The organism is Paenibacillus antri (genome assembly GCF_005765165.1).
GTDB classification, from domain to species: domain Bacteria; phylum Bacillota; class Bacilli; order Paenibacillales; family YIM-B00363; genus Paenibacillus_AE; species Paenibacillus_AE antri.
Genome location: NZ_VCIW01000013.1, coordinates 1 through 20,568 on the forward strand (window position 1 = coordinate 1; position 20,568 = coordinate 20,568).

15 protein-coding genes, 7 tRNA genes, 1 rRNA gene and 1 pseudogene are annotated in these 20,568 nt (G+C 60.6%); 18 read left to right on the forward strand and 6 right to left on the reverse strand.

Going from position 1 to position 20,568, the window contains the following annotated elements:
- From FE782_RS18235 to FE782_RS18275, 9 genes are all read left to right on the forward strand, one after another.
- Positions 1-143, forward strand: a 23S ribosomal RNA gene (locus FE782_RS18235); the annotation flags it as partial.
- 71 nt (positions 144-214) lie between these two features.
- A tRNA-Ala gene (locus FE782_RS18240) sits at positions 215-290 on the forward strand.
- A gap of 4 nt (positions 291-294) precedes the next feature.
- Positions 295-370: transfer RNA gene (locus FE782_RS18245), tRNA-Asn, on the forward strand.
- Between the two features lie 4 nt (positions 371-374).
- Positions 375-448, forward strand: a tRNA-Met gene (locus tag FE782_RS18250).
- A 10-nt stretch (positions 449-458) separates the two neighbouring features.
- A tRNA-Glu gene (locus FE782_RS18255) sits at positions 459-533 on the forward strand.
- A 6-nt stretch (positions 534-539) separates the two neighbouring features.
- A tRNA-Met gene (locus tag FE782_RS18260) sits at positions 540-616 on the forward strand.
- 11 nt (positions 617-627) lie between these two features.
- Positions 628-704: transfer RNA gene (locus FE782_RS18265), tRNA-Asp, on the forward strand.
- Between the two features lie 6 nt (positions 705-710).
- Positions 711-787, forward strand: a tRNA-Arg gene (locus FE782_RS18270).
- A gap of 207 nt (positions 788-994) precedes the next feature.
- The gene (locus tag FE782_RS18275) at positions 995-1,531 is read left to right on the forward strand and encodes a tetratricopeptide repeat protein (protein WP_138195684.1); all 537 of its coding nucleotides are present in this window, start codon (positions 995-997) and stop codon (positions 1,529-1,531) included.
- A 56-nt stretch (positions 1,532-1,587) separates the two neighbouring features.
- On the opposite strand, the gene FE782_RS18280 is transcribed toward FE782_RS18275, so the two are convergent.
- From FE782_RS18280 to FE782_RS18295, 4 genes are read right to left on the reverse strand one after another with little or no spacing between them, the layout of a single operon-like run.
- Complete coding sequence (locus FE782_RS18280; RefSeq protein ID WP_138195685.1) at positions 1,588-1,872, reverse strand: hypothetical protein; 285 nt, start codon at positions 1,870-1,872, stop codon at positions 1,588-1,590.
- A gap of 39 nt (positions 1,873-1,911) precedes the next feature.
- Positions 1,912-2,673 (reverse strand): tetratricopeptide repeat protein, encoded by a 762-nt coding sequence (locus FE782_RS18285; RefSeq protein WP_238392552.1) that lies wholly within the window; start codon positions 2,671-2,673, stop codon positions 1,912-1,914.
- A 20-nt stretch (positions 2,674-2,693) separates the two neighbouring features.
- Positions 2,694-3,167: a hypothetical protein gene (locus tag FE782_RS18290; protein ID WP_138195686.1), complete on the reverse strand. Its 474-nt coding sequence runs from the start codon at positions 3,165-3,167 to the stop codon at positions 2,694-2,696.
- A gap of 6 nt (positions 3,168-3,173) precedes the next feature.
- Positions 3,174-4,097: a DUF4915 domain-containing protein gene (locus tag FE782_RS18295; protein ID WP_158299448.1), complete on the reverse strand. Its 924-nt coding sequence runs from the start codon at positions 4,095-4,097 to the stop codon at positions 3,174-3,176.
- A 173-nt stretch (positions 4,098-4,270) separates the two neighbouring features.
- Here FE782_RS18295 and FE782_RS32345 point away from each other — a divergent pair, with 173 nt between their 5' ends.
- The 7 genes and pseudogenes from FE782_RS32345 (at position 4,271) to FE782_RS18325 (ending at position 11,214) form a co-directional block, all read left to right on the forward strand.
- Positions 4,271-4,408 (forward strand): hypothetical protein, encoded by a 138-nt coding sequence (locus FE782_RS32345; protein ID WP_158299449.1) that lies wholly within the window; start codon positions 4,271-4,273, stop codon positions 4,406-4,408.
- A gap of 120 nt (positions 4,409-4,528) precedes the next feature.
- The gene (gene cysC / locus FE782_RS18300) at positions 4,529-5,125 is read left to right on the forward strand and encodes an adenylyl-sulfate kinase (RefSeq protein ID WP_138195688.1); all 597 of its coding nucleotides are present in this window, start codon (positions 4,529-4,531) and stop codon (positions 5,123-5,125) included.
- On the forward strand, positions 5,122-6,468 hold the full coding sequence (locus FE782_RS18305; RefSeq protein WP_138195689.1) for a phenylacetate--CoA ligase family protein: 1,347 nt from the start codon (positions 5,122-5,124) through the stop codon (positions 6,466-6,468). The genes cysC and FE782_RS18305 overlap by 4 nt, the downstream gene beginning before the upstream one ends.
- Positions 6,469-6,501: 33 nt before the next feature.
- A complete protein-coding gene (locus tag FE782_RS18310) occupies positions 6,502-8,277 on the forward strand; it encodes an AMP-binding protein (RefSeq protein WP_138195690.1) in 1,776 nt (591 codons plus the stop codon).
- Positions 8,252-9,100 (forward strand): annotated as a pseudogene (locus FE782_RS18315) (bifunctional 3-deoxy-7-phosphoheptulonate synthase/chorismate mutase); the annotation flags it as partial. The gene FE782_RS18310 and the pseudogene FE782_RS18315, both read left to right, overlap by 26 nt.
- Before the next feature lie 31 nt (positions 9,101-9,131).
- Positions 9,132-10,640, forward strand: a complete 1,509-nt coding sequence (locus tag FE782_RS18320) for a class I adenylate-forming enzyme family protein (RefSeq protein WP_138195692.1) — start codon at positions 9,132-9,134, stop codon at positions 10,638-10,640.
- A 13-nt stretch (positions 10,641-10,653) separates the two neighbouring features.
- Positions 10,654-11,214 carry a 4-hydroxybenzoate synthetase gene (locus FE782_RS18325; RefSeq protein ID WP_138195693.1) on the forward strand — a complete coding sequence of 187 codons (561 nt, stop codon included), beginning with the start codon at positions 10,654-10,656 and terminating at the stop codon, positions 11,212-11,214.
- A gap of 60 nt (positions 11,215-11,274) precedes the next feature.
- On the opposite strand, the gene FE782_RS18330 is transcribed toward FE782_RS18325, so the two are convergent.
- Both FE782_RS18330 and FE782_RS18335 read right to left on the reverse strand, forming a co-directional pair.
- Positions 11,275-11,556, reverse strand: a complete 282-nt coding sequence (locus FE782_RS18330; RefSeq protein ID WP_138195694.1) for a hypothetical protein — start codon at positions 11,554-11,556, stop codon at positions 11,275-11,277.
- Positions 11,557-11,586: 30 nt separating this feature from the next.
- Positions 11,587-11,823, reverse strand: coding sequence for a hypothetical protein (locus FE782_RS18335; protein WP_238392565.1), 237 nt, complete (start codon positions 11,821-11,823; stop codon positions 11,587-11,589).
- 380 nt (positions 11,824-12,203) lie between these two features.
- On the opposite strand from FE782_RS18335, the gene FE782_RS18340 reads away from it, so the two are divergent.
- Both FE782_RS18340 and FE782_RS18345 read left to right on the forward strand, forming a co-directional pair.
- Positions 12,204-20,147, forward strand: coding sequence for a fibronectin type III domain-containing protein (locus FE782_RS18340; protein ID WP_138195696.1), 7,944 nt, complete (start codon positions 12,204-12,206; stop codon positions 20,145-20,147).
- A gap of 167 nt (positions 20,148-20,314) precedes the next feature.
- Positions 20,315-20,551 carry a DUF2249 domain-containing protein gene (locus FE782_RS18345; RefSeq protein WP_138195697.1) on the forward strand — a complete coding sequence of 79 codons (237 nt, stop codon included), beginning with the start codon at positions 20,315-20,317 and terminating at the stop codon, positions 20,549-20,551.
- Positions 20,552-20,568 lie beyond the last annotated feature (17 nt).

Consider the following 20,568-nt stretch of genomic DNA (forward strand, 5'->3'; position numbering starts at 1 on the left):
AAAGCATCTAAGCGTGAAGCCCCCCTCAAGATGAGATTTCCCTGCTTGAAGACCCCATGTAGACGACGTGGTTGATAGGTTCGGGGTGGAAGCGCGGCAACGCGTGGAGCTGACGAATACTAATCGGTCGAGGACTTATCCAACATTTTCGGATGAACATCTCAAGTTTCGCATCCAGTTTTCAAGGGGCAACATTCCTTGAAGCATCGCGTATGGGCCCATAGCTCAGCTGGGAGAGCGCCTGCCTTGCAAGCAGGAGGTCAGCGGTTCGATCCCGCTTGGGTCCACCAATATTCCCTGATAGCTCAGTTGGTAGAGCACTCGACTGTTAATCGAGTTGTCACAGGTTCGAGTCCTGTTCGGGGAGCCATTATGGCGGCGTAGCTCAGCTGGCTAGAGCGTACGGTTCATACCCGTAAGGTCGGGGGTTCGATCCCCTCTGCCGCTACTTACATATCGGCCCGTTGGTCAAGGGGTTAAGACACCTCCCTTTCACGGAGGTAACAGGGGTTCGAATCCCCTACGGGTCACCAATTCGTCGCGGGGTGGAGCAGTCCGGTAGCTCGTCGGGCTCATAACCCGAAGGTCGTAGGTTCAAATCCTGCCCCCGCAACCAAATTTAATCGCGGAGCCGTGGTGTAGAGGCCTAACATGCCTGCCTGTCACGCAGGAGACCGCGGGTTCGAATCCCGTCGGCTCCGCCATCGTTTGTGCCCTTAGCTCAGCCGGATAGAGCGTTTGACTACGAATCAAAAGGTCGGGAGTTCGAATCTCTCAGGGCACGCCATTTTCGTATCATGAATTAGGAAATGCATAAACTGTTCGCCATTTATCGGTGGGAACGGTTTTTTTGTATTCTCCAGCCCTTTTCCCATAGTCCGGGCTTCTGCCGATTGTTGCGGCGGTCCCGCATCCGTTACCATTGCATTGTATTGTCAGGATGGAGGGATTGCGGACGTTCCGTTCGGCTCGTTGGAAGGAAGGGTGAAGAGACATGGAATTCGAAAGGCAGGAGCGAGAGCGGGAAGTGCGCGAACTGCTCGACCGCGGATACGACCTATTCAAGAATGGCGACTACGAACAGGCGCGGGCGGTGTACGCGAAGGCTGTGGAGCTGGCGCCCCGGAGCGCGGAAGCGCACGCATGGTTGGCCGCGGCATACGGTCGTCTGATCGACGAGGCGTGGAACTTGAAGGATAAGATCAAGCTGCTGCCGTTGTTGGAGGAGGAGATCGCGACCGCTCTCGACATCGACCCGGCGCTGCCGCTCGCAAGGCGCATGTACGGGGCTAAGTTGCTCAATACGCCGGATATGCTCGGCGGAGATCCGGCTGCGGCTGCGGTCGAATTCCGGTATTGTATCGAGAAGGGCATGGACGATGCGGATATCTGGGTGTTCCTGGCGGAATGTTACTTGAAATCGGACGAACCGGAGCAAGCGATAACCGCACTGCGGGAGGCGCTCGCGCGCGAGCCGCAACACGAGCAGGCGCTCCGTTGGTTGGAAGAAACGAGGAAAACGCAAGAATAAAAAAGAAAGCCCTAAGCCGTCATAAGGCTTAGGGCTTTCTTGCGTGCGGGAAATGGTCAGTCGTAAAAACCCGATGTAATGTCCGCGGAGTCGACGGTCTGCAGGCGTCGCAATCCTCCGTCCATAAGCTCTTGTCCTGCGGCAAAGACACCGGCCTTCAGCGCTTCGGAGAACTTCCCGAGCGTGACGGCGGAAGTTTGGTTCTCGGCGTTCCCGCCTATCGCTCTCAGTTCGCTGCTGGTCCGTTCGACGCCGGCTCTGACGGCGGCTGCGACGATCGGCTTCATCTCTCGTTGGACTTGCTTCAAGGCTCTCTTCATGAAGGAGCTTTTCTTCGCCATGCATATCACCTCCTTTCCTAAGGACTTCGGACGGGAGGCCTAACGGCGGCGGCGCTTCTTCCTCTTCTTCCGACGTTGTTCTTCCCTCCGACGGGCCTCCTCCTCTTTCTTTCGTTGGTTTTCCGCCCAAGTTTGGAGCGCTCTAGCGGTCGCTTGCGCGGCGATGCCGAGCAAAATCGAAGAGGCGCCGCTCTCCTGGGGGACGACTTCCACCTCCGGCTTGCCGGCGAGGGATTGAAGCCGTTCCGTAACGAGCCGTCGAAGTTCCGGATCAATGGACATGCCATCCAATTTTCTCAAGGTTGCTATCGCATCCCGGTTTCGTCCGATTCGGCTGTAGGCATCGCCAAGATCATAGACGAGCTGCGAGTATTCCTTGTCCGTGAAAGAGACTTCATTCCGTTCTTTACGATCGACGAGGTAGGCGAAGTCTTCGATCGCCGTCGCCGTTCGGCGGAAGTGCTTCTCCGGCAGTTTATTGCACGCCTTCCCGCGGAGCACGCGAATCATGTCGTCCTTCGGGCTGGCGCGTACCGCGGCGTCGAGCAGCTTCAAGCCGGCTTTCGACCACCGCAGCTTCTCCAGCGGCTTCGTCTTGTCCCGGGCCATCAGAATCATTATGCTGCCATGGTAGGCGTCCGCGAGCGGATCGCCGGGATGCTTCGCGCGCAGCCGCTCCAATAAGCGATGCGCTTCGAGCACGGCGGCCTCGTCGCCGGCCAGGCCGTCCTGGTACAACGGGAGGATCGACTCGAGCGTAACGCCGGCGTCGGTAACGTGAGCTTGCGTAGGATCGGTCAATGGATTCCTTCCTTTCTAGACTAATGAGATGGAGCCCGCTTACCGGCGTTCCGGTAGGCGGTGGCCAAATGTTGCCTTAGCTCCTCGGCTTGTTTGGGCGTTAATTTATCGCCTTTCTTCTCAAGCAAATATGTGAAGTCTTCGATCGCCGTCGCGGAGCAGCGGAAGAACGACTCGGGCAGCCGCAGGCAAACATGCGCGCGCAGCAGCCGAATCTCCTTGCGGGTCGGATCCATCGATACGGCTCGATGCAGCGCATCCAGACCTTCCTGCGCCTTCTCGGCCTTCTCGAGCGGGTGCGCGGCGTCGCGCCCCAACAACGCCATCGAGCTGCCGTAATACGCTTCGATCAACGCATTGTCCGGTTCGAGCTCCCGGAGCTTACGCAGGATCTCGTTCGCGTTCTTCACCGCTTTCTTGTCTCCGTCCACGCCTCGGCTATGAAGCCTCTTGGCTTCCTCCAATTGCTTCTTTACGGTGTTGTCTTTCGTCATATTCGATCAACCTCCCGGAGATGGTTCCGCATCGACGACGAGAATCTGGTACACCTGTTGCGCCGGTAGCGGTACGAAACGGGAGATTCTGTACTCGGGATGATAGACGTAAATCCCGCCGTCCAAGCTGCAATTCGAAAACTCGTGCGGGATGCGCAGCACATGCCTCATCCGGCTCTGCCCGATAAAGATCGTGCGATCCGCGAAGGCGAGACCGCGCGTAAAGCCCGGCAGCCGAATCGAAGTTCCGTGATTTCCGTCTCCTTCGACGACGGCGCGGAACGTCATCGAATCGCAATACGCCAGCCGTCCGTCCCGCACCGTAACCGTGTGAGGCATATAAAGCCCCCCTGTCACGACGTGTTCCGCCGGTTCGACGACGAGGCTTCCGTCGGGCCGGAAGTCGGTCAGGTCGACGGCGACGATCGCGCCGTGTTTGCCGGTCGGGTCTAAATACCATCGATCATAGGGAGAAAACATAGAGACGTATAAGGTGTGCCCATGCAGCCAAATATCGTTCAGATGGAGGACGTCTTTGTCGGACGCATGGAACCGGATTTCTCCCGTTCGCCGGAACGTCTCGACTTCGTAGCAGCCGACCGTATTCGTCGCCGTCTCCACGATCAACGCATGCGAATCGCTCCAACCGGATACTCCGTGAAAATCGAGCTTTCGGTGCTTCGTCTTGGAGACGAGCCGGAATCGACGGTCCAAGGCGAGGATGTGATTGTCGTCGGTCGCCACGATCAATCGTTCCCCGGCCCAGGCCATCCCCGAGCAAGTGCCCGCGTACAGCTTCTTCATCTCGTTCTTTTCGAAATCCAAATAAAACAACCCGCCTTCGTCGGCTCCGCCGGCCGGGCAGCTGACGAGCAGCCGGGATTCGACATGTCGAAAATCGGGATCCTCCTTCAAGCCGTGCAATAACACGGAATCTCCTCCTTCCTCGCGTTTCTGTCTTTTCATAGTTGTTACCATATGTACTCCAAGCGCTCGGCGGTTGGATGATCTACTCACTTTTCCAAAATTGTACCTTTGTCCGAGTCAAGCCGGATAATCTATGCATCTCTTAAAGAGTAATTAGGGAAAGGAGGGAGAGACGTATGACGAAAGAAAAACGAAGCAAGGAAGAGAAAAAAGCCGCAAAAGCGGATAAGAAACTGAATAAAGGGAACGCTCGCGACACGCGGGAACTAGAGGGCGGAAAAGAACAACCGAGAGAGGAGCATACGGAACAGTAATCTCGCTCTCCGGTCCCTCTAGAGAGAAAGCATAGGAAACGATAGGCAATCTACCTACGATTGAGAGAATCAATCGTTTTTTTATGACCTGCGGCGCGGAGAGCCCAAGGAGGGGTATATGTGTCGAAACGCCATCTTACATGGCATCCGTCCCACATCGGAAGAGAAGAACGCCGACGACTGAACGATCACGGGAGCTGCGTCCTATGGTTCACCGGTCTGTCCGGATCGGGGAAGTCCACGTTGGCCTACGAGGTGGAAAAGGAGCTCTACCGCCTGCGCTGCCGCGCTTACGTGTTGGACGGCGATAACATCCGCCACGGGTTGAACAAAAACCTGGGCTTCAGTCCCGAAGACCGGACGGAAAACATTCGCAGAATCGCGGAAGTCGCCAAGCTGTTCGTGGATGCGGGCATCGTGACGGTGACGGCGTTCATCTCGCCCTATCGGGCGGACCGCGAGACGGCGCGCGCGATGTTCCGCGAAGGGGACTTCATTGAAGTGTACGTGAAGTGTTCGCTCGACGAATGCGAGAGGCGCGATCCGAAGGGGCTGTATCGGAAGGCGAAAGCAGGGGAAATCGCGGATTTCACCGGCGTCTCGGCGCCGTACGAAGCGCCCGACAAGCCGGAGATCGTCGTGTCGTCGGATCGGCAATCGATCGAACAATCGGTCGCGTGCATTATGAATTATTTGCGAAACGGAGGATTCGTATGAAGCTTCAATCTCATAAGATGACGGTTTCCGTCGATGAGCATACCTCCCATTTGGAAGCGTTCAAAGCATTCTTTAAGCGATTGGACGACGAGGGCGTCACGATCGAGAAGCTTCCTCGGGAAAGCATCGACGACTATCACCTGCAAGCGATCAACGCCACGCTGGCGCATGTTTGGGATAACAACGCGTTTTACCGCCAAAGCCTCGTCGAGGCAGGCTTCGCGGAACCGAAGATCGACAGTCTGGAGCAGCTCGCTTCCGTGCCGATGCTGCGGAAGGACGTCATTCGCGGGGATAAAATGAAGATCTTATGCGTCGAGCCGAAGGAGATCGGCCAGGTGCACTTGACGAGCGGCACCTCGGGGAAGCCGATCTACACGTCTTACACGCTTGCGGATCAGTATGTGTACGATCTGCTGCCCAAGTATTTAGAGCTGTTTAAGGAGTCCGACGAAGACGTCGCGGCGATCGCGCTGCCGTACGAGTTCGCGCTTCCGGGTCTCGGATGGCAGCGGCTGTTCCAATTCGCGTTCGGAACGGCGGTGTTGTCGCTCGGGAAAGGGGGGTATATGGCTCCCGTCGACAAGTCGTTGGAATTAATGAAGGAATATCAGGCTACGGTGCTCGCGACGACGCCGTCCTATGCGGCGCTGCTGGCGGAAGAGAGCGAGCGGTATGGCATCAAGCTGGGCGAGGATATTCGGCTGAAGAAAATTTGGCTGACCGGCGAAGGCTGTTCGGCTACGTTCCGCGAGCGGCTGGAGCAGTGGTGGGGCTGCGAGGTGTCGTTCTTCTACGGCTCGACCGAATGCGGAGTCGTCGGTATCGAATGCAGCGAGCATCGGGGTTACCATGTGGCGGAGGGACATGTCAAGGTCGAGATCGTCGATCCGTCCACGGGCAAGAAGCAACCGTACGGCAAGACCGGCGAGATCGTCGTGACGACGCTGCTGCGCGAGGGCATGCCGATGGTGCGTTATCGCAGCGGAGATATCGGTTATTTACAGAAATCCCAATGCGCGTGCGGGATCACCATGGACGTACTTCACTTGCGCGGCCGAATGGAAAGCATGCTGCGCCTCGGCGGCATGGACTACTCTCCGTTCCTCATCGAACACTTCCTGATGGAGTTGCCGGACGTCGGCATGTGGTATCACCTCAAGATGAATCAAGGCGAGCTGACGATCGAAGCGGAGCCGTTCCGAACGACGCTCAGCGACGAACAACTTGCCGACAACATTCGCGAGCATATGGCGGAGAGGATCGGCGTGAATTGCAACGTCGTCGTCAGACGCGATATTCCCCGGACGTTCGGGAAGGCGACGCGCATTTTCCAAAGCTAAGGGTTTCCGATCGATGGGAGAGGAGGTGCACCGATGAACGACAACCATAGAGAACGAGAGCGAAAATTTCAAAGCTTGCTGCAACGCCTACCGAAATCCCCGCTCTATAGGGAGAAGCTGTCCGGGATCCGGCTGCAGGGCATCGGATTGAACCGCATCGGGACGCTGCCGTTCACGACGAAAGAGGAGCTGCGGGCCGCCGGCGTCTTCGGTCATCTGGCGGTCGACCCGAAGGACGTGGCACAGTACCACGAATCGACCGGAACGACGGGGGAGCCTTCCGCCTCCTGGTTCACTCGAGAAGATCTGGAGGTCGGCGGAAGACAGTTGACGGAGTGCGGCGTGAACTTGACCGCCGACGATCTGGTGTTAATTCGATTCCCGTACGCGATGGCGCTGCCGGCGTTCCTGATGCAGGCGGCGGCTTGGCAGACGGGAGCGGGCGTCGTGCCCGCGAGCGGCCGGACGGTCGTGACGCCGTACCCAAGGGTACTGGCGCTCATGAAGCGGCTTCGCGTGACGGTGTTGGCGGGGCTCCCGCGCGAGATGGAGCTGTTGGCCGAGACGGCCCGGCTCGTCGGGATGGATCCGATCCACGATTTTCCCGCGCTGCGGGCGATCTGCGTCGCCGGGGAGTTGACGGGCGATAAGCGGAAGCAGCATCTAGAGAAGCTGTGGGGCGTCCCCGCGTTCAATCTTTACGGTTCTACGGAAACGGGGAATATCGCCGCCATGTGCGAATTCGGAACGATGCATGTCGTGGAGAGGGATTTCTACGTGGAGACGCTGCGAGAAGACGGCGCCGCCCCCGTCGAGTCGGGGGCGAGAGGGTTCGCGGCGGTGACGACGTTGTCCCACCAAGCTTCTCCGCTGCTGCGCTATTTCAATGAAGACATCGTCTCGATCGAGCCGGCCGCTTGCCCTTGCGGACGAACCGGGAGCAAGCTGGTGCATTACGGCAGGGGCAAGGATCGCCTCCGCTTCGGCGACCTCGCGCTAGACGCATTAGACGTCCAGGAGGCCGTCTATTCGTTGTCTCCGGTACCGGATGCATGGCAGGCGGTGGAGCGGGAGGAGGGACTTCACTTCCTGCTCGACTCGCACCGGTCCGACGAGTGGGCGTTGGATGAGGTTTCGTCCCGGTTGTCGGCGCGGCTGCAGGTGCCCGTCACCGTCGAAGCCGCAGCATTGCTGGACCGCGGCGAGCTGACGAACAACGCTCCGTCTACGAAGCCGGTATATATTCGGAAGCTCGATCGCGGCGCCGCGACGACGCGGCCGCCGGTCGAGCCGCTCCAGGAGCTGCTGCGGCTCGGCCGCCGCGCGTTGGCCGACGGACAATACGACCGCTCGCGCGAATGGCTGAAGAAGGCCGTGGCCGTCGCTCCTCGGAGCGCCGAAGCGCACGCGTGGTTGGCGGCAGCGTATGGCCGTATGATCGAAACGGCCGACATGCTGGAAAAGATGAAGCTGCTGCCCTTGCTCGAGGAGGAGATCGCCGCGGCGTTCGAGCTCGATCCGTCGCTGCCGATCGCTAGGCGAGTGAACGGGGCTAGACTGCTATATACGCCGGAATCGTTGGGCGGCGACCCGGCGGCGGCCGCGGACGAGTTTCGGTATTGCATCGACCGCAAGATGGACGAAGCGGACGTCTGGGCGTCGCTCGGGGAATGTTACGTCAAGCTGGGAAAGACGGAGCAAGCGGTCGCCGCGCTTAGGGAAGCGTTGTCCCGCGATAAGTCGCATGAACGAGCGAACGAACTGTTGTCCGAACTGGAAAGAGAAGGGAGTGCTCGTCATGAGCGATAAATGGCAAAAGGCGAAGCCGCAGCTCCTCGCAAGCCGCATCCGGCACAGCGAGGACACGGTCATTCGCGTCAAGGACGTTGAAGTCGGGGGCTCTTCGCATGTGCTGGTCGCCGGACCTTGTTCGATTGAATCGCGGGAGCAGCTATACGCGGTTGCGGACGCCTTGAAGAAGTCGGGCGCGACGATTCTGCGGGGGGGAGCGTTCAAGCCGAGGACGTCTCCGTACGATTTCCAAGGGCTGGGCCACGAAGGCCTTCGCATCATGAAGGACGTGGCGGACGAAGTCGGGCTCGTCACGATCAGCGAGATCATGAGTCCGACGTTGATCGAAGCGGCTGCCGACTACGTCGATATTTTCCAAATCGGGGCTCGCAACATGCAAAACTTCGACCTGCTGAAGGCCGTCGGCGAGACGAAGGTGCCCGTGCTGTTGAAGCGGGGGCCCTCCGCGACGCTCGAGGAGCTGATTTTGGCGGCGGAATATATTCTCAAAGGCGGCAACGACCGCGTCATGTTGATCGAGCGCGGGATCCGGACATTCGAGACGTGGACTCGCAATACGCTCGATATTTCGGCCGTTCCGATCTTGAAGCAGGAGACGCACCTTCCGGTTCTCGTGGACGTCAGCCATTCCACCGGCAGGAAGGATATCCTGTTATCTTGCGCGAAGGCCGCGCTCGCCGCCGGCGCGCACGGCATCATGGTCGAGGTGCATCCGAATCCGCCGGCGGCGCTGTCCGACGCGAAGCAGCAGATCGATATCGAGGAATTTCATGCGTTCTGGAAGGGACTCCTCGACTCGGGGTTGTATCATGGCGCGTAACGATAGGTCGTGACGGGGAGGAGGCATTACCGTGGAGGACGTTTCCAAGGCAGTCGCTTACGTCGCGGCGAAGGCTCCGGCGCGACTCGCGGTCGTCGACGAAGAGAAGACGCTGACGTACGGCGACTTGCACGAACGCGCCGAGCGTTGGGCCGCGGCGTTCCGGAAAGGCGGAGCGGCTCCGGGGCGGGAAATCCTCGTTTTTCTTCCGAATCGCGTCGATTTCGTCGAAGTGCTGCTCGCCTCGATCCGGGCGAAGGTCGTGCCGCTCGTCGTCAACACCGAGTTCTCGAAGCGGGAGTTCTCCGCGCTGGCCGCCGCGTCGGACGCGAAGGCGCTCGTGACGTCCCGCGAAATCGCGGGACTCGCGTCGCCCGAGCTCGAGAGACGGATGCGCGTATGGTTTATCGAAGACGACCCGCCGGTTATCGCGTCGGTTCCGCAAGCCGCGCCGACGCGGCGCGGCGAGTCTGCCGGCGAGATCGTCTTCTTCACGTCGGGCACGACCGGCAAGCCGAAAGGGGCGGTCGTGCCGATGCCGGCGTTCGATACGGGGGCGCCGCTTCCCGACCTGAACCGAACGCCGACGGCGCATCTGTTGTGCAGGCCGCTATTCTTCCGCGCCCATCTGACGGCGGCTTGCCATCTGCTGCAGGAAGGCAACACCATCGTGTTGTCCCGGCGCGTCGATCCGGACGTCTGGAGTCGCTTGATCGAGCGGCATCGCGCAAGCCTCGTCAGCCTCGGTCCGAGCGATCTCCATCTGTGGCTGAATCGACTGGAGTCGGGCGGCGCGGCGTTCCCGGCTTGCGTGACCCGATTGCTGTCCACGGGAGCGCCGCTGACCGAATCGATGAGGCGGCGGCTCGGGGAACGGCTGCCGCGCGTGCGGGTAACGGATTTGTACGGGACGAGCGAATTAGGAGCGATCGCGATGATCGATCGCGAGGAATGGGAAGGGAAGGCCGGGTCTTGCGGACGTCCGCTCTTCTTTACGACGGTGAACATTCGGGATGAACGCGGCGCGGAGGCGCCGGTCGGGACGACGGGCGAGATATGGGTCAAGTCGCGGTACCGGATGAAGGGATATTACAAGGATCCGGGCGCGACGGCGCAAGCGTTCGAAGGCGACTTCGTCCGAACCGGGGACGCGGGCCGATTCGACGAGGACGGGTATTTGCACGTGACGGGAAGAATCGACGGCGCGATCAATTGCGGCGGTTACCGCGTGTTTCCGGAAGAGGTGGAGGACGTGCTTCGCGAACGTCCGGACGTGGAGGAGGCCGTCGTCGTCGGCGTGACCCATCCGGCGCGAACGCAGCAGCCGATCGCCTTCGTCCGCCTCCGCGAGCCGACGGGGGAGGCGGACGAAGCGGCGGCGGAGCGGTTAATGGCTCATTGCAAAAGCCGCCTTGCTTCTTACAAGGTGCCCGCCGCCATTCATCCGATCCGCGACATTCCGTTGAACGCCGCAGGGAAGGCGGATCGTCGGAGCTTGGCCGGGCGAGCCGCGGATCGACAACATTATTCATTCGGCTAATGGAGGAGAGGGTATGACGGATTTCGCTTCGGTCGACTCGGACTCTCGATCCGAGAAGACGGCGCTGGAGCTCTTGCACGAGCTGTTGTTCGGGTTGCTTCTGGTGACGGACGGACGGACGACCGAGCTGCTGGAGACGTTGTTGAACGAGAAGCTCGTCGTTACCGTCCTTCGCCAGGAGCGTTGGGATAAAGAAACGTATATTCGCGAATCCGTCCTAACGGGGGAGAAGAGCGGATTTATTGTGTCGCACAATGTCGCGCTCGTCTCGTCGAAGCATCTGCCGGCTCCGCTGTTCGAGAAGATCGCGGATCGGCAGGAGGGGATCGGCAAGACGATCGGCTCGAACGCCTTGCGGTCGTTCCGCAAGGTCGTCGAAGCCGGACGGATCGATGCGGCGGACGCCGTCGATCTGTTCCGCCGTCCGCTTCGGCTGCAGCTGCCCGAGCTGCGAAGCCAGGTGCCGTATAAGAAGTATTTGATTTATTTCGATCGGGAGCCCGGCATTCAGATGCTGGAATATTATCATCCGGACCTCGTCCGACATCGGTTGCGGCGAGAGACGGGGCGATAACGCGAAGAAGGCTGCCCTCGGGTCCGAGAGGACCTTGAGGTCAGCCTTGTTTCGCTGGCGTTATTTTCGGGATTTCGATTGTTCCTGCGACCGCTCGAACGCCTCCAGCCCCGCGGAGATCAGCTGTTCTCCGGCATGCTGCGCGCCCAGCTTGACGGCGTCCAGCAGCTTGCCCGCGAGCTTCTCCGGCGGCTGATCTTTCTCCTGCGCCGCTTCCAGCATCCGTCGGCCGGCGACTTCCGCGCCGTTCTTCACGGCTGAAGCATAGCTGCCTGCGAAGCGCCGAAACTCCCGCTTCATACGGCCGGCCAGCTTCGCGAAGGCGTCCCGTTCCTTCGACATGCCTACCGCCTCCTCTTCCCTTCGACAAAGTTACCCGCTCGCCTCGTCCTTCCCCTGATCTCGCGCTTCGAGCAGCGGCGGTTCGTCTCCGTCGTCCGTCGCTTCGAGCAAGGGGGAGGATTCAATCGTAATAGCGTCCAGCTTCCCGTCCATGAACAGCTTCAGCAGCGCGACGATGACGCCGACGACGAGCACGAACGCGACGACGCCGCATAAGGTTAGTCCAAGAATGAAGATCGCTTTATCGGCGAATCCCATTTTCCTCATATTCACCCTGGTAATCACTCCCTCTCGACAACGTGGGGTCTGCATGCAGTATATGTACGAAATCCCAGGATTCCTTGGGTACTCGTACCGTGCCGGGAAAATCCGCTGCAGCCCTTGGCGGGGCTGACCGAGGCTAGCCGACTACGTTTTGTTGGCGGAATCGATCTGTCGGAACAGTTCGGATCAGTCGGACAATTCCGTCCCAGTATAATTCATTCTTGCCTCATAACCAGCGAATGCGCCTGCCCACTATACTTAAAGTGCAACTTCAGACGCAGCTTCTCGAACGCCTATCTTCCTAGTAAAGGAGGTGGACTTGCTCGTACTTCTCGGAAATGCGGCAATGGCTTCTTAATTTACTATGAAGGCGGTGTGATTTGATGAAAGCAAGGAAAACGCTTACAGCGTTGTCCGTCGCCGCGCTGACGGCAAGCCTCGGCTATTTCGGGCCGTTCCCGTCTACGGCGTCGGCGGCTTCGGTCGAAGTCAACGTAGCGAGAGGCGTCGCCGACGTTACCACGAACGGAATCGCGACCCAGAACGGGAAACGGCTTTCGATCTTGACGGACGGCGTCCGCACGACGTCGGAGTACGCGTTGATCTCGACGAGCTCGGGCGCCAAGTACGTCCAGGTAAACCTCGGGGAACCGCATTCGATTACGAAAGTGAACCTTCTGAACGATTACAACCCTGACAGCCCTCGCATCGGCAAGGATATCGTCGTCCAATTGTCGAACGATCCGACGTTCGCGACCGGCGTGACGACGGTGTATAACAACGATACGGACAACAGCGCCGGTCTCGGCGCCGGCTCCGACCCGGAATACACCGAGCCTTCGTCCGGAGCGGGACTGACCGTAACGCTCGGCGCGCCGATAACGGCGCAGTATGTCCGTTATTGGGCGAACGGCCATACGCGGACGCAGACGAGCGCGTACAACGCCGTGAATACGCCGGTGGAAGTCGAAGTGTACGCGCGGCTGCCCGGCTTGAACAACGCTCTCCCGGCCATCTCCACGCTCTCCGCAAGCGACATCTCCAACAATTCCGTGAAGCTGTCTTGGGTCAGCCCGGGGCCGAGCGGTATAACGGGCTACGACATCCGTTACGCCGACGCGCCGATCACGGAAGGAAACTGGAACAACGGCTCCGTCGTGAAGCGGGTCGTCGGCGAGCCGTCGGTCGCGGCAGCGAATGCGACGCAGCAGATGACGCTGCAAGGGCTTCCGATCAACAAGAAGCTCTACTTCGCGATCAAGACCGTGAACGGGCTCGTCGACGCATCGGCGCTGTCCAACCCGGTCGAGGCGACGCTGCTCGCGTCGGTGAACGCCGCGTTGAACAAGCCGGTGACGTCGAACGGCATCGCCAGCGCCGGCGCCTTGTCCAATGTGACGAACGGCAACGTCTCGCGCGACGATTATGCCTTGATCTCGACGAGCGCCGGACCGAAATACGTACAAGTCGACTTGACCGACAGCTATGACATCGTCGGCGTGAATGTCCGGAGCGACTGGGGCAGCGACGCCGCCTCGTATCGCTACGGGCATGATTACGTCGTCCAGCTGGCGGCCGACGCCGCGTTCGCGACCGGCGTGACGACGATCTTCAACAACGACGCGGACAATACGCTCGGCCTCGGCGCCGGCACCGATCCGCTGTATGTCGAACCGGTCGACGGCGGGGGCTGGAACATTCCGCTGACGACGCCCGTAACGGCGCGGTACGTGCGGTTCTGGGGCAACGGACATACGCGGATGAACGGGACGACGCACGCGGTCAATACGCCGGTCGAAATCCAGGCGTTCGCGAAGTCGAAGGACGTTACGGTGCCGTCGACGGTGACGAACCTGACCGCGCCGAGCGTCGGCTGGAAGAGCGTGCAGCTGCAGTGGACGGCGCCGGGCAACGACGGCGCGACGGGCACGGCGCTGGAATACGACTTCCGCTACTCTACGTCGCAGATCACGTCCGCTAACTTCGACGCGGCGACGCCGATGGCCGGAGCGCCTGCGCCCGCGGCGGCGGGGACGACGCAGACGTTCGGCTTCGGGGACCTGCAGCCGAACACGACATATTACTTCGCGATGAAGGCGAAGGACGAGGCGAACGTCTCCGCGATGTCGAACGTCGTCACCGTCACGACGCCGGCGACGGACAGCGTGGCGCCGGCGACAATTACGAACCTTACGGCCTCCCGCGCGAACGACAAGAGCATCCAGTTGTCGTGGACGGCGCCCGGCGACGACCTGAACGCCGGTACGGCCGCCTCGTACGAGGTGCGGTATTCCACGTCTATGATTACGGCCGCGAATTGGAACAGCGCGACGGAAGCGGTGGAAGAGCTGCTGCAGCTTCCGGCCGGAACGACGATGGAATACGACGCGCTCGAGCTGAACCCGAACACGACGTATTACTTCGCCGTGAAGACGAAGGACGCTGCCGGGAACGCGTCGGCGATTTCCAACGTCGCGAGCGCGACGACGACCTCGCCTTCGCCCGATGCGGTCACGGTCGGCACGCTCGCCGCGCTGCAGAACGCGATCAACGCGGCGCCGCAATCCGGGCGCGTCATCACGTTGGCCGCGGGCGTGTACAATGTGTCGACCCAGATTTCCATCAACGGGAAGGATAACATCACGATCCAAGGCGCGACGTCCGACCCGGAGGATACGGTGTTGAAAGGGCCGGGGATGACTAGCTCGCTCGGGCAAATTTTCGACGTTAACGACTCGCACTACTTAACCATTAAGAACTTGCGGATGCAGGATACGAAATATCACGGCGTGAAAATCAACTTCGGCTCCAATTATTTCACGGCGGACAACATCGTGGCCTGGGATCACGGCGAGGGCGGCTTCAAGGTGACGGCCCAGCCGTGGATGGACGGCGAGGCGTATTCGGACTACGGCGTCATCAAAAATTCCCGTCTCGGCTATACGACGGCCGGCAACAACAACGCCGTCGAAGCGATCGACATTATCGCCGGGATGAACTGGAAGATTCAAAACAACGACTTCGAAAATACGTACAAGAGCGTCGGCAACGGCGTCGCGTACGCCGTCTTCGCGAAGGGCGGCGCCCGCGGGACGCTGATCGAAAACAACGAATTCCGCAACAACTTCACGGCGATTTCGTTCGGAGGCGGCGGCACGGGTTCGTTGTACTTCCGCCACGGCGACGGCGCCTACGAGCATTATGACGGCATCATCCGGAACAACGTCATCATCAAGACGACGGATGCGGCCATCTACATGAACAAAGCGACGAATTTCAAAGTGTACAACAATACGATATTCAACGTCGGCTCGGGCGTCGGCGCGATCGAGTCCCGATACGTCCAGAGCAACGGGTTGGTGTATAACAACCTGATGAACGGCATCATCAAGAACAGGGACGGCGGCACGCATACGTCGGCCACCAACCTGACGAACGCGACGATCGACTTCATGGTCGATGCGGCGAACCGGAACTACCGTCTGAACCCGCTGAAAGCGACGGCGGCGATCAACGCGGGGACGTCGCTGCCGACCGAGGTGCCTACGGACTTCTACGGCGACGCCAGACCGTACGGCTCCGGATACGACATCGGCGCGGTAGAGTTCAGACCGGACGAGACGATTCCGCCGGCGGCGATTACGCTGAGCGCGACGGACGTTACGATGCGCAAGGCGACGCTGACGTGGACCGCCCCGGGCGACGACGGCAATACGGGAACGGCGTTCTCGTACGACTTGCGGTATAGCACGTCTCCGATTACGGCGGCGAACTGGGCTTCGGCGATCCCACTCAAGAACGAGCCGGTTCCCGCGGTCGCAGGCACGAACCAGACGTACACGTATTACGGTATTCCGGCCGGCGGCACGTATCATTTCGCCATCAAGGCGATCGACGATATGAGCCAAGAATCCGCGCTGTCGAACTCGCTCGCCGTGACGACGACGAGCGGCAGTACGACGGAATTCAACGCGACCGACGATACGTACATCTACGGTTCCGGGGTCTACGGCAACGCCGCGCAGCTGCTCGTGAAGCATCACACGGGCGTTAATGAAAATCTGTATGCGTATTTGAAGTTCAATCTCGCGAACTTCTCGCCGACCTCCACGTGGAACGCGAAGCTGTACATCAACATCCGCAGCGCGCAGCGGCCGACGATTCCGGTGACGGTGTTCGGGGTGCTGGACGATAATTGGTCCGAAGCGACGGCGAAGAGCACGGTACAGCCGGACATCTCCGACGAGGTCAATCTCGGCACGTTCCTTACGAACGAGACCGGCGTCATCGAAGTGGACGTGACGGATTTCGTCAACAGCCAGCTGGCCGGCGACAAGGTCGTCACGCTCCGATTGGCCGATATTTCGGATCATCGATGGTCCGTGACGTTCGAAAGCTCGGAGAGCAGCGTTAATCAGCCGTTCCTGCTCGTTCAAGACGGCGCAGACACGATGGCTCCGGCCGCGATCTCCGACCTTGCCGCGTCGAATCCGACGAACAAGTCGATCGATCTAGCGTGGATGGCGCCCGGCGACGACGGCATGGTTCGCAACGCGACGAGCTACGACATTCGGTACAGCACGTCGCCGATTACGAACGCGAACTGGAACAGCGCGACGCAAGTGTCCGGCGAGCCGATTCCGCTGGCGCCGGGAACGCTGCAAGGCTTTACGTTGTACGGCTTAGCCGTGAACACGACGTATCATTTCGCGATGAAGACGATCGACGATGCGGGCAACGTCTCGCCGCTGTCGAACGTCGCTACGAGCGCGACAGCCGCGGGCGTGAACGTCGCCCTCAATAAGTCGGTGACGGCCAGCACGACCGACTTGTTCGGCGGCGCGCTTAGCGTCATTACGGACGGGATTTCGACGAACAGCTCTGCCTATGCCGGCATTCGGACGACGAGCGGCCCGCAGTATTACCAAGTCGACTTGGGCGCCGCGTATTCGCTGAATCAGCTTCGGCTCGTTAACGACTGGGGCGCATCCGGCATTGCTCGCACGAACAAGGATGTGATCGTGCAGCTTTCGAACAGCGCGACGTTCGCCTCCGGCGTGACGACAGTCTACAATAATGACGCCAACAATTCCGTCGGGCTCGGCACAGGGACGAATCCGGAGTATCAGGAGTCGGCCGAGGGCCTGACGATCGCGCTCGGCACCCCGGTGAACGCGCGGTACGCGAGAGTATGGGGCAGCGGACATGTACGCACGGATAACACGACGCATAACGTATTGACGCCGATCGAATTCGAAGCGTACGCGGATCCGGGCGACAACACGCCGCCGGCGGCCGTGACGAATCTGACGAACGCCTCCATGACGTTCGACAGTATCGAACTTTCCTGGACGGCGCCGGGCGATAACGGCACGAGCGGGCAAGCGAAGCAATATTTGCTGAGGTACGCGCCGTTCGCGATCACGGAATCGACTTGGAATTCCGCGACGCCTGTCGCCGGTCTCCCGCTGCCGAAGCCGGCGGGCGGTCCAGAGCTGGTGACGGTCGGCGGGTTGACGACGAACGCGACGTATCATTTCGCCTTGAAGACGGTCGATACGGCGAACAACGTCTCCGCGTTGTCGAACGTCGTCACGGCGACGATCAACAACACGGACACGGTGGCGCCGGGGACGATCGCCGATCTTGCGGCGACGCGCACGGGACCGAAGAGCGTCCGCCTCGGTTGGACGGCGCCGGGCGACGACGGCGCGACCGGCCAAGCGAAGTCGTACGAGGTGCGTTACTCGACGTCGCCGATCACGGCGGCGAACTGGAGCTCCGCGACGGAAGCGATCGACGAGCTGCGGCAGCTTCCCGGCGGGACCGCGATGAAGTATCAAGCGAACGAATTGCAGCCGAACACGACGTATTATTTCGCGGTGCGCACGACGGACGACGTGAACAACGTCTCGGACGTCTCGAACGTCGCGGTCGCGACCACCGCGTATCCGGTGCCGGACAGCGTGACGGTTACGTCGCTCGCCGATCTGCAAGCCGCGATCGACTCGGCGCCGGCTTCGGGCCGCGTCATCACGTTGGCGGCAGGGACGTACACGCAGACGACGTCGATCAATATCAACGGGAAAGACCATATCACGATCCGAGGCGCAACCTCGAACGTCGCGGACACCGTCATCGTCGGTCCGGGCATTACGAGTACCCTCGATATCAGCATTCGGGTGAACGATTCGAGCTACGTCGCGATTCGCGATCTGTCGATTCGAGATTTCAATTACCATGCGGTGCAAGTCAATTCGGGCTCGTATTACTTCCACGCCGATAACTTGTTCGCATGGGATTTGGGCGAAGGCGCGTTCAAGGTGACCGGGGCCGTATCGACGACCGGAGCGATGTACGCCGATTACGGCCTCATCGAAAACTCCGTCCTCGGCTATACGACCGGCGGCAAACGAAGCGTCGTCGAGGCGGTCGACATTATCGCCGCCAGAGGTTGGGTCGTCCGCGGCAATACGGTGCACAACGCGTTCCATCCGAGCTCCGGCTCGGTCGCATACGCGATGTTCGCAAAGGGCGGCTCGATCGACACCGTCTTCGAGAACAACCTCATCAAAGGCAGCGACATCGCGATTTCGTTCGGAGGCGGACTCACGGGGTCCCAGTTTTTCCGCAACGGCGTTCTCGGCGTCGAGCATTACGGCGGCATGATCCGCAACAACGTCATCCATAACACCGAAGACGCGGGCATCTATTTGGCGAAAGCGGAAAACTTCAAGGTACTCAACAATACGCTGATCAACATCGCACCGGGCGTAAGCGTCGGAGGCATCGAATCGCGTTGGGCGGGCAGCAACGGAGAGATTCGGAATAATGTCGCCGACAAAGCGCTGAAGAAGCGGGACAGCGGCAACTATACCGAGTCGAACAACGTCGTCACGGCGACTTCGGCTTGGTACGTCAATCCGTCCGCGGGCAACTATGCGCTCAATCCGAGCACGGCGGCAACCGCCATCAACACCGGCATGTCCTTGCCGACGCTCGTGCCGACCGATATGCTCGGCGTCGCGCGTCCGATCGGCGCCGGCTACGACCTCGGGGCGCTGGAGTCCGGCACGCCTCCGGCCGACACGACCGCGCCGCAAGCGCCGACGGGCCTGACTTCGGCCGGCCATACGGCGACGACCGTCTCCTTGTATTGGACGGCGGCGACGGATAACGTCGGCGTCGTCGGCTACGACATTTATGCAGGAACGACGAAGCTGAACGCGCGTCCGGTGACGGGCACGAGCTACGTCGCCTACGGCTTGACGCCTTCCACGGCGTATTCGTTTACCGTGAAGGCGAAAGACCGGGCCGGCAACGAATCCGCGGCGAGCAACGCGGTAGCCGCGACGACGAACGCGGTGCCGGATCTGATCCCGCCGAGCGCGCCGACGTTGTCGAGTACGGGCGTCACGGATTCGACCGTATCGCTCGCATGGACGGCGTCGTCGGACAACGTCGCCGTCGCCGGGTACGACGTGTACAACGGCACGACGAAAGCGAACGGCAGTCTGATCACGGACACCGTATTCACGGTCGCGGGGCTGGCGGCGGCGACGCCGTACACGTTCATCGTGAAAGCGGTCGACGCGGCGGCGAACGAATCGGCCGCGAGCAACGCCGTCACGGTGACGACCGCGACATACCTCCCGGCGGACTCGACGCCGCCGAGCGTCCCGGCGAACCTCGTGGTCTCGGCGCGCACGGATACGACGATTACGCTCGGCTGGACCGCTTCGACGGATAACGCCGCCGTCGCGGGCTACGACGTTTACGTCGGAGGGGCGAAAGTCAACGGAACGCTTGTGGCGGGGACCTCGTACGTTGCGGCCGGATTGATCGCCAATACGCAGTATGCGATCTACGTCAAAGCGGTCGACACGTCGAACAACGAATCCGCGGCGAGCGCGACGATCAACGCAAGAACGCTCGAGACGCCGCCCGCGGGAGCGTTGGCAAGGACCGGCTGGACGGCTTCCGGTTCGATCGGGTCGAATGCGCTGGACGGGAACGCGAGCACGCGGTGGTACGCTACGAGCCACTCGCCGTCCTCTTCCTTCCAAGTGGATATGAAGGCGGAATATAACATTGCAGGGCTCTACTTCCATAAAGGAACGTACCCGGACAACTTCAGCGTCGATTACACGATCGAGACGTCTACAGACGGCACGACGTGGTCGACGGCCGGTACGGCGGACGGCACGGGGGCGGGAAGCGTGACGGCAAGCTTCTCGAGCGTAACCGCCAGATACGTGCGGATCGTACCGACCGGTTCGCAATCCGGTTGGTGGAGCATCGCGGAATTTTACGTGATCGGACAATAAGAGGAAGATCAAGCGCTTCGGCTGTCGCCGAGGCGCTTGTTTTTTCGGTTCCGGGCTGCCGCGCCTCATGTCGTCCGCCGTTCGGGCAAGTGTGATGCGGCTCACACTGAGCCCACTCGCAGGTCTCTATAATGAGGATGACGCGAACCATATAGGAGGGATATACCGTGGACGACTATGCGAAAGTAGTTCGAGCGCAGGAGCTTCCGCCGCAAATCAAGCATAAGATCATCTTCGAAGCGTTCGACGCGCTCGGCGGCGGGGAAGCGATGCTGCTCGTCAACGACCACGATCCGGTGCCGCTCTTCTATCAATTCCAGGCGACGCGCGGCGATACGTTCACGTGGGAGTACGTCGAGCAAGGTCCGGAGCTGTTCCGGGTGAAAATCGGGAAGGTCGGATAGAGAGGAGGAGACGCCTT